The sequence below is a fragment of the Staphylococcus sp. GDY8P72P genome (genome assembly GCF_016890655.1).
Lineage (GTDB): Bacteria > Bacillota > Bacilli > Staphylococcales > Staphylococcaceae > Staphylococcus > Staphylococcus arlettae.
Genome location: NZ_JAFEQJ010000005.1, coordinates 66,105 through 78,144 on the forward strand (window position 1 = coordinate 66,105; position 12,040 = coordinate 78,144).

The following is a 12,040-nucleotide window of genomic DNA, read 5'->3' on the forward strand; positions in this document are numbered from 1 at the left end:
ATCAGATTTCTGTCCCACTCTATGTGTTATTCGAAACCTTTTTTCATAGGGCAGTAGCTGACTGCATTGAAATTGCGCTTCAAACCAAGCTTGTTTCAACGCTAGTCACCCTTGCCGGGGTGGGACGACGAAATCATTTTTTCAAAATCAGATTTCTGTCCCACTCCCTTTTTGTAATTGATACATTTGATAATATATGCCTTGTTGTGAGATAAGCATATCATGTGTTCCGCGTTCTACGATTTCGCCATTATTTAAGACTAATATTTGATCTGCATCTTGAATTGTTGCTAATCTATGCGCTATAGCAATTGTTGTTCTACCTTGACGCATATGATTTAATGCAGCTTGAATTTGTTCTTCTGTTTCAGAATCAATATTAGCGGTAGCTTCATCAAGTATAAGTATTTTAGGATCAACTGCCATAGTACGAGCAAAAGCTATTAATTGCCGTTCACCACTGGAAAAAGCACTACCTTTTTCTGTCACTTTATGTTCATATTGTCCATCTAATTGCTGAATAAAGCGATCAGCTTGCACAAAAGATGCTGCAGCTTGAGCCTGTTCAAAAGTCATTTTTGGATGATACAGTTTAATATTCGATAAAATAGTGCCGTAAAATATAAAAGCATCTTGTAGTACAATAAGTAGTTCAGTTTTGGAGTACAAAATGACAAAATGTACTTCAAAATGGACTACTTTTTTCATTTTAACTTACATACCAAATTACATACAAAATGATTTATAAAATGCAATTGAAAATGATAATTGAATGAAAATTTGTGATTTTGTGGTATTATGATAATATAACTTATAGAAAAAATTGCTTATTCAACTAACGGGCAGGATAATGAGAAAAGGTTTTTTGATAGAAATAAGAAATTAGATGGTAAATTAGTTAAAAAGGCTGTGTTATAAATGAAAGTTTCTTTGATTGCTGCGATGGATAAGAATAGAGTGATTGGCAAAGAGAATGACATTCCTTGGAGGATTCCCAAGGACTGGGAATATGTTAAAAATACTACAAAGGGACATCCGATAATATTAGGTAGGAAGAACCTTGAATCAATCGGAAGAGCCTTACCTGACAGAAGAAATATTATTCTGACGAGAGATAAGGGGTTTACCTTTAATGGTTGTGAAATTGTTCATTCAATAGAAGATGTTTTTGAGTTATGTAAAAACGAAGAAGAAATTTTTATTTTCGGAGGAGAACAGATTTATAATTTGTTTTTCCCTTATGTTGAGAAAATGTACATCACAAAAATACATCATGAATTCGAAGGAGATACTTTTTTTCCAGAAGTGAATTATGAGGAATGGAATGAGGTATTTGCCCAAAAAGGGATAAAGAATGATAAAAATCCGTATAACTACTATTTTCATGTATATGAAAGAAAAAACTTATTGAGTTAACGGGTGCGTTAATTGAAGAAGAACAGTAAAGATAAAGCACAAGAGCTTGGGATTACTCCAAGCTCTTTTTGTCATTTGAAATAAATTATATCTTTCCAATCAAATTGTTTATCTGTAATCCCTAATCTTTGAGCAGGTGTCAAAACCTTTTTATCCGCTGATTTAAAAGGGCGACAAAAGTTGTAGTAAGTTCTTAGAATTGTAATCGCAAATTGAGCATACTTCGGATTGAAGTTAGCGTAAATATAGCTCTTCTTATCACCACGAGCTGTTGTTAATGGTCTTTCAAGAGATGATATATAACGTCTTATCTGTTGAATAAAGCTATTGGTCGAATGGTCATTAACATTTAATAGCATCTTTGCGATTTCGTTTGGTTCCAGAGCAGATAAATCCGTTCTACAATCAACTGAATAAAATCCTTTATCCTTAGTGGCTAATGGATGTTTGATAGGGTTATCGGCATATTTGCGATATCTTTCTCCATCTTTACTAATAGCCTCTTCGTGGAATTGATGACTTGTTAGTAATTCAGTTAGATAATGAGATGCCAAAGTCCGTAGAAACTTTGTTTTGAATCCTCTGATATCTCCCCAATCGAGCAGTTCTGCTTTTGCTTGTCCGAATTCTTTTAAGCATTGTTTTCTGCTTTTCGTCTTGTTAACTTGGCAAATAAAATGATGTGCATCGCTCAACCTTAATTCTTTCGTGAATACTCTATAAAAGGCGTTTCTAATAGAGAAGTCATCATCACTAATCATTCGCCATTCGTCGGCATTAACCATTTGTTTAATTAACCAATAGTGAGCAGTTGTAGTATAAGGAGCATCAACATTTAAACCATCGACAAATCTACTCCTATTAGTAATTTTCCCTAATTCGTGAAGATAAGCATTCCTATTTTCGCTATCGTTAGCGGATGGTTCTTGTGGATAATAAGACCAATCTAACCTATCATTTTTACGACTAAAAGTATTGAGATGGTCTTCTTTGAATTTTCTTGTATCTTCATTTAATTCATCCATTGAAATATTCCAATCATAGGCAACATCAGAACGGAACACATATCTTGATAAGACCTCAGCAGATACAACTATATACGTTTGCATATTAAGGTCTTCAAACCCCGTATATTTCTTTGAACCTTGTCCTTTCTTACGGACGTTATTTAGGTAGTAGTGCATCTTGTCCGTATTAAGCCACATCTCGTTAAATTTCTTTGTTTGAAGGGGTTGTGTCTCATATCGTTCTAAAAACTCCAAACAACGCCTATACAGCCACTCCAGCTTATGATAGTAGGTTCCAACTCCAATTCCTAAAATATCACAAGTACGACTGACTGAAACCCTTCCAACAACCATCTTAGCGAACATTGGAAGAATGGTGTTCTTTTGTTGGTGATAAGTAGTGGTTTCTTCTCTTTTTGGTAGAACATTAGTGAACTTCTTACACGCCTTACATTGATAGCGTTGAGATTTGCCCCTACTTTTCCCCCTTTTGTAAAATTGCTTCGGCTCATTGAATGGGGTTGATTCTTCTTCCGAGCAGCCTTCTTTATGAAATTGATAATCTGGCTCAACATCTTGGATGCTATTGATTTCTATAAGGCGTTTAATTTCTTCAACAACAGACCAATTAGATAAAGGGGTTACTGTACAGTTTTGCGATACACCTCTGCCAATAGGATTGTCATTGCAGTACATACCTTTATGACCTTTATCTTTGGAACTACCAGTCATTTTATATCGACTTGGTTTCCCTTTTACATCTTTGAATTTGTGCTGTTCTTTCCCAAAATTACAACAAAACGGATTGATGCAGTAATTATATTGAATGGGATATTCAGAACCGTTCCATTTAAAAGACGTTGGCAAGAACAACATTTTGTTATACCTTGTTGCAAATCGTTTTGGAGTTAATAAATCATATTGTTTAGCCCTATCTTTTAATTCTTCGTTTGAAATCGGAATTTTAACATCTACAATTTCATCTTCCTTCGTGGCTAATCTTTTAAGCTTGGTCATTGTCTATCAACCCACTCTATCTTTGATACCCATTTTTTCAACAATCCGCTTATTACTTCGCTTGTTGGCAATCCATTCAATAAACTTCTTATCGTCTAAAATGTTCAATAAGAATTCATCCACTGCTTCGCTTTCAGTACGCTCTGCATATTCAGCGTATTGCTTAACTATCACCCTTACTTGCTCTGATATTTCCCAATCCACAGACTTAGCGTTCTTATTTTTTGGCTCAAGAAATTGCATAGGAAAATGCACCCCTTTTTGCTTAGTAAATTGTAACCATTTTAACACACCAATTTGCATTACTACAATAATTATTTCACGTTCGCATTTTTATATACATTTTAACTTACATTTTGTGGTGTAAATTAACAACAAACGTTGATTTAACAATAAAAAACGAGTATCAAATTCAGTTGCAATTTGATACTCATTTAGGTTTACATTTTCACTTTTTGTACTCCAAAACTGAACTACTTAGTAGTACAAGCCCAATTTTTGATTTTAATTCGTCTTTAGAAAATGATTTAAGAGATTGATTATCAATCATAATTTGACCTCTTTCAAATTCATAAAAACGCATAAACAAATTAATAATAGAACTTTTTCCTGACCCAGTATGACCGACAAGGGCAACTGTTTCACCTGGATTTACTGTAAAACTAATATGCTTAAGCACGTCTGTCTCGCCATTATAACTAAAACTGACATCTTCAAATGTCACTTTTCCTTCTGTGATTCGGTGCTCATTATTCACATCTTGCTTCGGTTCATATGTTTCATCATCTATAAGTTCAAACACACGACTCGCAGATACTATAGCTTGCTGTAACACGTTTAAATTTTGACTCACTTGATTTATAGGTTCAAAAAAACGTTCCATATATTGGATAAAAGCAAACACAACGCCTGCCGTAATTGTTGCACTAAAACTAATAATTCCAAAATAACCTAAAATCATAACCGTCGCAAAAATAGCAAGCATACTAATTGCAGGTCGTAGTAATAAACACTATCTAATTTCACTGTTTTTATCATATAATCGTAATGCTCGTCATTAATTTGATTAAACTCATCATTTAATCTTTTTTGTTGATTCAATGCTTGGATCATCGTCATACCTTCAATAGATTCAGCTAACTTCGAATTTAAGTCTGACAACAATTGTCTTGACTTATTAAATAGTATAGCGGAATATTTTCTATAAATAATCAGTAAGCATATGATGATTGGCAAAAAGATGAGTGCATATAAGGCGAGTCTGACATCTAAAATGAACATCATAATATAGCTAGAAATCATCATGAATACGGCCATAATTACAGTAGAAAAAACGCCGATAAACATATTAACTATTGTTTCTGTGTCATTTGTCAATCTAGAAACGATGCTTCCACCAGAAACTTTATCAAAATAGCGCATGCCTAATGACCCAAGTTTATTAAATGCATCTATTCTTAATTGCTGAATTACTTTGAAGGCTAAGTATTGAAACATATAATCATTAATATATGTAGCAATTGCGCCAATAATCTGTATCCCTATAAAAAATCCTACTAATAATATTAATTTATTTTGTGGAAAGTTGTTAGGTGTTAAAAAGTCATCAATAAAAACTTTTATTAAGTACGGCGTCAACATACTAGTGACGGTCGCTAACGTTAACATTAAAAATGCCAACGCAATAATACCTTTATATGGTGAGGTATATTTGATTAAACGAAACACCGTTTTACCTTGATCCTTCGCTGAGAGTGAAGTTATCTTAGACATTTCCTTCATCTCCTTCCGTCAAATCATTGAGGTGTTGCGCATGTTGTTCTTGTAATGCTTGTGCAGTATAAGTATCAAAATACCATCCTTTTCGTTCTAATAATGTTTGATGGGTACCACGTTCTAAGATTGTGCCACTATCCATAACAATAATTAAATCCGCATGTTTTACCGCACTCATACGGTGCGCAGTGATAATATTCGTTTTTCCTTGTCGTAACGTATGCATATTAGCTAAAATAGTTTCTTCTGTTTGTGCATCTACAGCTGATAATGAATCATCTAATATTAACACCTCTGGATCAATAAGGAGTGCACGTGCGATAGCAATACGTTGTTTTTGACCACCAGACAATGATACGCCTCGTTCCCCTACAACAGTATGATATCCCTCTGTAAACTGTTCGATATCTTTATGCACATGACTTAACCGGCTGACCTCATAAATTTGTGAATCATTTGCTGCCATATGACCAAAAGCAATGTTATTGCGGATTGAAGTAGAGAATAAAAAATGCTCTTGCGGTACATAACCAAATTGCGCACGTAATTGACCTAATTGATAATGACGTAACGGTATATCACCATATGTAATATCATTGGGGTTGTCAGTATCAAATTGACGCAACAGTAACTTGATTAATGTACTTTTACCTGAACCTGTACGCCCTACTATGCCAATAGTCATACCTGGTTGTATAGTAAAATGTATATCGTGAAGATCTTTTTCCTTATTTCCCGGGTAATGAAATTGTGCAATATTAAATACAATATCACCTTGTGGCTGAGCTGTTGTATTGGACTCTGTATCAACACTATTCGGCGTATTCAAGATTACTTCTATTCGTTCATAAGAAGCCTTTGCACGCTGTACTATATTAAAAAACAGGCCCAATGCTAATAGTGGCCACACTAGCATGCCAAGATATGTTGCAAACGTAATTAACTGTCCCAAAGTAATTTCATCATTTAGTACCATGAACGAACCAAAAGTAATTGCCAAAAACTCACTTGTACCAAATACTAACATTATTGTTGGGTCAAAAAGTGCATCAACTTTTGCAACATATAAATTCTTTCTAACCACTTCATCACTAAGCCCCTTAAAATCAGCTTGATCTTCTGTCTCATAACCAAATGTTTTAGTGACCTTAATACCCGCAACACTTTCTTGTGTTTTATCATTTAATTTACTAAATGCCGCCTGTGCTTTTTTAAAGCCATGGCTCAATAATTTTCCATAATAGCGCGTCATTATTACCATAATAGGTAGTGGTATTAACACAATTAACGTTAATTTTACACTTACGGTCAGTGCCATAGTTATAATTACCATACCACCAGTAATTAATGAATCTGCAATCATTAAAATACCAGCACCCGCTGCATTTTGGACAGCATTTATGTCGTTAGTAGCATGTGCCATTAAGTCACCTGTACGTCTATTTTGATAAAAATACGGACTCATTTCTGTATATTTACGATATAAATAACGACGCAATATGTTACCTAATTTTTGGCTCGTCCCAAAAATAGATAATCTCCAGACATATCGAGAACCATATAGCAAGAGCGCTGCCAAGACCAAAATGCTTAAATATATCATTAACATTTTGCCTGTTAGCACTTGATTGGTCATACCATCTATTGTTTTACCAATAATTTGAGGTGGTAATAATTCAATTAAAGCTATTGCAATTAACATGATTAAACCTAAGATATAGTTGAATCTTTGGGCTTTAAAAAACCATGTTAATTTTAAAAACACTCCCATTATAGTCACCCCTTTTGGTTTATATTAAATACATCTTACCATACCTTGCATTAACGATTTAAGTGTTTAATTACATACAAAAAGAGCAAATACACGACACCAACTTATTATAGTTAAATGTGTGTATTCACTCTTTTTTTCGTTTGTCTTATTCTTTGACAAAAAAGTTAAATCTAATTTTCACAACTATTGCTTTATTGCTCTTTTTTACTTTCCTCAAATACTACGACTTGTTGTCCTTTTTTATGCGTTGACGTAATTCCCTGTTCTATGGCTAAAACATGCGCTATTTTAGGGGCAGTCCACAGTACCGGCAGCATAATTATCGAAATCGGTACTGCCGTGACGACTATAAATGATTGTAATGCATCAATACTACCTTCTCCGATATTAATTAAAATAACAGAGATCAGACCCATAATAATAACCCAAAACAAGCGTATTAATTTAGGTGGATTCCCTTCACCTGTTACAGCCATTGAAATGGAATATGACATTGAATCTGCAGTTGTAATAACGAAAACAAACGTTAAAATTAATATGGCAAATACTAAAACATCACCTAAAGGCAATTGATTGGCTAATGCGATAACTGCAGCAGGTAAACCATTATCTGCTAATGGTCCACTCACCGAACCGTTATGTTGTTGTTCATAAAATAATCCACTTCCACCTAAAATGGTAAACCAAAAATGAGATACCACTGCAGCTACAACTGATACTAAGAAAAAGATTTCACGAATGGTACGTCCTCGAGATACACGTGCAACTAAAATTGCCATCAATGGTCCATAACCTATAAACCAACCAAAAAAAAATAACATCCACGCGCCAGCCCATTCGTCATCTCCTCTAAATGTGCCTATTTCAACAAAATCAGAAATATACGTTCCATAAGATGATATAAATGTATCAATAATGAAATGACCTGGACCAAATAATAATATAAATGCTCCAATAGCTAATGCTAACCAAATATTCACTGTACTTAAAAATTGAATTCCTTTATTTATACCTGTAACAGCGGAAATAGTTACTAATACCGTCAAGCCTCCTACAGCAACAATCTGTGTGACCAAATTGTCGGGTACACCTAAAATACTATGTAACCAAAAGCTAAATTGGAAGCCAAAAAATCCTATCGTTCCTATCGTTCCGGCTACAGCACCTAAAATACAAAAAACATCAGTTAAAGAACCAATTTTATTATTTTCAATCTTTGCTCCAAATACTGGATATAATAATGTACGTGGTCTCATTTTCAACCCTTTATTATAATGTGCGTACATAATTACAATACCGCTAATGGCACCGTAAACTGCCCAAGCAGTAAATCCCCATGATGTGAAGCTTTGCGCCATTGCAGCAGGAACTGCTGCTGCAGATTTATCTTTGATGCCGTCATCCATAGTTGGTGGCACATCTAAAAAGTAATACATAGGTTCTGCTGCCGCCCAAAATATCGCACCTGCACCTAAACCTGACGTGACAACAATTGCTGCCCATTTAAAGTAACTCATTTCAGGCTTATCAACATTGCCCAAACGGACCTTGCCGTATTTTGAAATAGCTATCACTAATCCTATAAAAAATGTTGCTAATAATAATAGTTGCCAAAAAGCCCCAAAATATTTAATAGAAATCTCAAAACTTTGTTGCACAAACTTTGCAGTGCCACCTGTAAAGAACGCTGACATAATTACAAAAATAACTAAAACACCAGCACTTATTAAAAATACCGGCCAATCTAACTTTTCTTTTACTAACTTAGTTTTCATTAAAGTTTCCTCGTATCCTTTATATAGATTTATCTATTTTCAAATCTTTATGCAAGTTTCTAAAATATTATCAAGCTATATAATGATGCTAACGAATTTTAATTTTAAAAGTTTCCACGTTTAAAGTGTCGCTCCTTGTATGTACACACAGACAATTAAGCCATGTTTATTTGTTAGAATAAACCTTTACTATTTTTCAATTTATACTTAAGTCGTTATCTTACCACTCTTTTTGCAATATGCCTAATTATCACTATACACAATATATTTTTTTAAAATCGAAATTTAAAAATAAAACTTACACATTGACTTAATACTTAAAATCACTTATATTTAACTTGTATCTAAAACAAATACATGTTAACCACAGGAGGTTATTATGACTTTTCATGATTCGACTGCAACGCAAGTCACTAATATCACATTAAATGTCGCAAATTTAACTAAGATGACACAATTTTATACAGAAGTACTCGGTTTAACACTTGCTAGTAAAGACGATGCACTAGCTATCCTAAATATTGGGAATTCTGGTCACACAGTAACTTTAAGAGCAATTACTGATGCTAAAAAACCTGCAATGTCAGAAGCTGGACTTTTTCATATCGCTTTTTTAGTCCCTACTAGAGCAGATTTAGCAAATTTTTTATATCATGCAGCTAGCCTAGGTATACAAGTTGGTGGTGGTGATCACTTAGTAAGTGAAGCACTCTATCTTTCTGACATTGAAGGTAATGGAATAGAAGTCTACCAAGATCGTGATGCAACTACATGGCAATGGGAAGATGACTATGTCAAAATGGATACGTTACAAGTAGATGCTGAAGATTTAGTTAACCAGCGTACTACAGAAGGCTGGCAAGGTATGCCATCACAGTCAAAATTAGGTCATTTACATCTAAAAACAGCAAATCTTGAAAGTGCACGTAATTTTTATATAACTCAGTTAGGTTTACAACATATTTCTCATTATCCTCAAGCTTTATTTATGTCAACAAACCAATATCATCATCATATTGCTGTCAATGTTTGGCAATCAACCCAACCGCGACTCGATAATGATCATAGTTTAGGCCTTTATCATATTGATATTTATAAACCAAATGCACAAAATGAAACATCAATCAGTCCTGAAGGATTCAGTGTCACAGTGCATAGCAATCGTACTACTGTCCCTGAATAAAAATTAAAATGAATTCCAGACATAAATAGCAATGAATTCCAGACATAAATAGCTCTGACTAAAAAATAAACGTCAATTTCTATTGAGAAGATATAGAAATTGACGTTTTTTAATTATATGAAATGCCTTTAAGATAAAAAGATGTTGTTTAACTTTTGTTTTCGAAATTTCTTATTTTTTGAATAGCCAAATATAAATTCTATCGATTTGAAACGTGTTGACGCCCAGAGGAATAGTATGCGTGAGAGACTAGGACGAATCAATGTTGTCCCAGTCTCCTCTTATTTGAAAATAGGGATTTGTATCCCATCTTCATTTTTATTCAAACCACTCGATAACATCTGCTTGTGGTTGTCTAATTTTTGCTTTAGGTTCTGTTTCTCTATAACCAAAAGCTACCATATATGAAGGCACAAAATCATCAGCACCGATAATGTTTTCTGATTTTAATAACTCAGTAACAGCATCTAAATCAAATCCTTCAATAGGACAAGAATCAATGCCTAATAATGCTGCTGAAGTCATCATATTTCCTAATGCAATATAAGTTTGCTTACTTGCCCAATCTACAAGTGAGCGTTCATTATCATTGATATGAAAATTTGTTTGAAAATCATCATATTTTTTCTCGACTGCAGGAATTGTCTCCTCTGCATATTGCTTAATATTACGAATGATATGTTGAACATACGGTGATTGAGACGTTACATTTTTACGTGCTAACGCTAATACAAAATGGCTAGCAGTGTCCAGTTGCCCTTGAGCACCCCAACTAATATCTCTTAATTTATTTCGTAAATCAGCATTTTGAATCACTAAAAATTTCCAAGGCTCTAATCCTAAAGAACTTGGTGATAATCTACCTGCTTCTAAAATTGTAGTAAAATCTTGTTCACTAATTTTTTTAGTTGCATCAAAACGCTTTGTTGCATGTCGAAATTGAAATGCTTCAATAATTTTATCATTCATGTCTGCCATTACTTTAGTGCCATCCTTTCAAATTAAAGATTTATTAAGTAAGTTCTAGTATAAGCTAAATAATATTTCCGATAAAAGTAATCTGTTTATAAAAAAATAGAAGTAATATCGAAATGTACTGTTAACTATTTCGAATACCACTTCTATATATAGATTTTATCATTGTACTAGTGTAGTTCACGCATTATTCACCTTATATTGTCAGCATTAATACCAATGAATTGGTAATTGCTCATTACAATTCAGGTGCTAATACCGTTTCTTCAATAACTGATAACACACCTTGTTTATCATTAGACGGTGCAACAAAGTTTGCTACGTCAAATAACATCTGATCATGACTATTTTCCATAACATAGCTATGTTCAGCAAGTTCTAACATATCATAATCATTATTTGCATCACCGAAAGCCATTAGATTATCTGCAGTCAATTCCCATTTCGCTAAAAGACGTTTAAGTGCATTGCCTTTAGTCATTTCTGGGATAATAATATCAATACTGTCGTGCCCACTAGATACTATACTAATATCATCTGCAAATTTCACAGCTAAATCCTGATCTAATTGTGGATGTGTATCTCTATTAATATTCAATGCGACTTTAACATATTCATCATTTGGCAAATGAGCAAAAGAATCAATTTCTTCTAATTGACGATAATAAAAATGTGCTACTTTTTTAAAAGTTTCACTGGTATCTTTTAAAATATAGGCACTCTTTAATCCACAAACAATTAGTTCTTGCATACTACGTTCATAATGTAAGTAATGGATTAACTCCTGATAAAAATCAAAATTAAATGCACGATAATCATATAATTCTTCACCGTCGTATATAACTGCTCCATTTTCTGCGACAAAAAACATCTCTCTCTGTCCAAAAATAGAAATCAATTTAGCATATTGATTCCCACTAGCAGCAATAAATTTCACATTTCTTTGCTGTAATTGATTAAAAATATTGTTAAAACGTGCAACATCATAACTTTTGTTAGTATCTAAAAAAGTGCCATCCATATCAACCGCAATTGCTTTTATCATATTGTCCCCTCAAACTTTCAATTATGTATGTGCTTTCATTATAGCTATTTTAACGATTGTTGAAAAGTATAA

General features: G+C 33.5%; 8 protein-coding genes and 2 pseudogenes. 2 read left to right on the forward strand and 8 right to left on the reverse strand.

Annotation, left to right across the window (positions count from 1 at the left end):
• Positions 1–147: 147 nt before the first annotated feature.
• Positions 148–645: pseudogene (locus tag JVU85_RS00710) on the reverse strand (ATP-binding cassette domain-containing protein); the annotation flags it as partial.
• A 273-nt stretch (positions 646–918) separates the two neighbouring features.
• On the opposite strand from JVU85_RS00710, the gene dfrG reads away from it, so the two are divergent.
• Positions 919–1,416 carry a trimethoprim-resistant dihydrofolate reductase DfrG gene (gene dfrG / locus JVU85_RS00715; protein WP_000868795.1) on the forward strand — a complete coding sequence of 166 codons (498 nt, stop codon included), beginning with the start codon at positions 919–921 and terminating at the stop codon, positions 1,414–1,416.
• Between the two features lie 71 nt (positions 1,417–1,487).
• Here dfrG and JVU85_RS00720 read toward each other — a convergent pair whose 3' ends face one another.
• The 5 genes and pseudogenes from JVU85_RS00720 to JVU85_RS00740 form a co-directional block, all read right to left on the reverse strand.
• On the reverse strand, positions 1,488–3,440 hold the full coding sequence (locus JVU85_RS00720) for a hypothetical protein (RefSeq protein ID WP_000163792.1): 1,953 nt from the start codon (positions 3,438–3,440) through the stop codon (positions 1,488–1,490).
• A gap of 6 nt (positions 3,441–3,446) precedes the next feature.
• Positions 3,447–3,683, reverse strand: coding sequence for a hypothetical protein (locus tag JVU85_RS00725; RefSeq protein WP_001159903.1), 237 nt, complete (start codon positions 3,681–3,683; stop codon positions 3,447–3,449).
• Between the two features lie 238 nt (positions 3,684–3,921).
• Positions 3,922–5,213: pseudogene (locus tag JVU85_RS00730) on the reverse strand (ABC transporter ATP-binding protein); the annotation flags it as partial.
• Positions 5,206–6,987, reverse strand: coding sequence for an ABC transporter transmembrane domain-containing protein (locus JVU85_RS00735; RefSeq protein WP_204171573.1), 1,782 nt, complete (start codon positions 6,985–6,987; stop codon positions 5,206–5,208). The pseudogene JVU85_RS00730 and the gene JVU85_RS00735, both read right to left, overlap by 8 nt.
• Positions 6,988–7,181: 194 nt before the next feature.
• Entirely contained in the window at positions 7,182–8,765 is a 1,584-nt protein-coding gene (locus tag JVU85_RS00740; RefSeq protein ID WP_204171574.1) for a BCCT family transporter, read from the reverse strand.
• Positions 8,766–9,144: 379 nt separating this feature from the next.
• On the opposite strand from JVU85_RS00740, the gene JVU85_RS00745 reads away from it, so the two are divergent.
• Positions 9,145–9,948 carry a VOC family protein gene (locus JVU85_RS00745; RefSeq protein WP_002509540.1) on the forward strand — a complete coding sequence of 268 codons (804 nt, stop codon included), beginning with the start codon at positions 9,145–9,147 and terminating at the stop codon, positions 9,946–9,948.
• Between the two features lie 318 nt (positions 9,949–10,266).
• On the opposite strand, the gene JVU85_RS00750 is transcribed toward JVU85_RS00745, so the two are convergent.
• Positions 10,267–10,926 (reverse strand): NAD(P)H-dependent oxidoreductase, encoded by a 660-nt coding sequence (locus JVU85_RS00750; protein ID WP_204171576.1) that lies wholly within the window; start codon positions 10,924–10,926, stop codon positions 10,267–10,269.
• 235 nt (positions 10,927–11,161) lie between these two features.
• Positions 11,162–11,968 carry a Cof-type HAD-IIB family hydrolase gene (locus JVU85_RS00755; protein WP_002509542.1) on the reverse strand — a complete coding sequence of 269 codons (807 nt, stop codon included), beginning with the start codon at positions 11,966–11,968 and terminating at the stop codon, positions 11,162–11,164.
• Between the last annotated feature and the right edge of the window lie 72 nt (positions 11,969–12,040).

Excerpts from the sequence above, each read along its gene's own strand:
- JVU85_RS00725 (WP_001159903.1), bottom strand. The coding sequence starts at position 3,683 with ATGCAATTTCTTGAGCCAAAAAATAAGAACGCTAAGTCTGTGGATTGG.
- JVU85_RS00745 (WP_002509540.1), top strand. The coding sequence starts at position 9,145 with ATGACTTTTCATGATTCGACTGCAACGCAAGTCACTAATATCACATTA.
- JVU85_RS00735 (WP_204171573.1), bottom strand. The coding sequence starts at position 6,987 with ATGGGAGTGTTTTTAAAATTAACATGGTTTTTTAAAGCCCAAAGATTC.
- JVU85_RS00740 (WP_204171574.1), bottom strand. The coding sequence starts at position 8,765 with ATGAAAACTAAGTTAGTAAAAGAAAAGTTAGATTGGCCGGTATTTTTA.
- JVU85_RS00750 (WP_204171576.1), bottom strand. The coding sequence starts at position 10,926 with ATGGCAGACATGAATGATAAAATTATTGAAGCATTTCAATTTCGACAT.
- JVU85_RS00720 (WP_000163792.1), bottom strand. The coding sequence starts at position 3,440 with ATGACCAAGCTTAAAAGATTAGCCACGAAGGAAGATGAAATTGTAGAT.
- JVU85_RS00755 (WP_002509542.1), bottom strand. The coding sequence starts at position 11,968 with ATGATAAAAGCAATTGCGGTTGATATGGATGGCACTTTTTTAGATACT.
- dfrG (WP_000868795.1), top strand. The coding sequence starts at position 919 with ATGAAAGTTTCTTTGATTGCTGCGATGGATAAGAATAGAGTGATTGGC.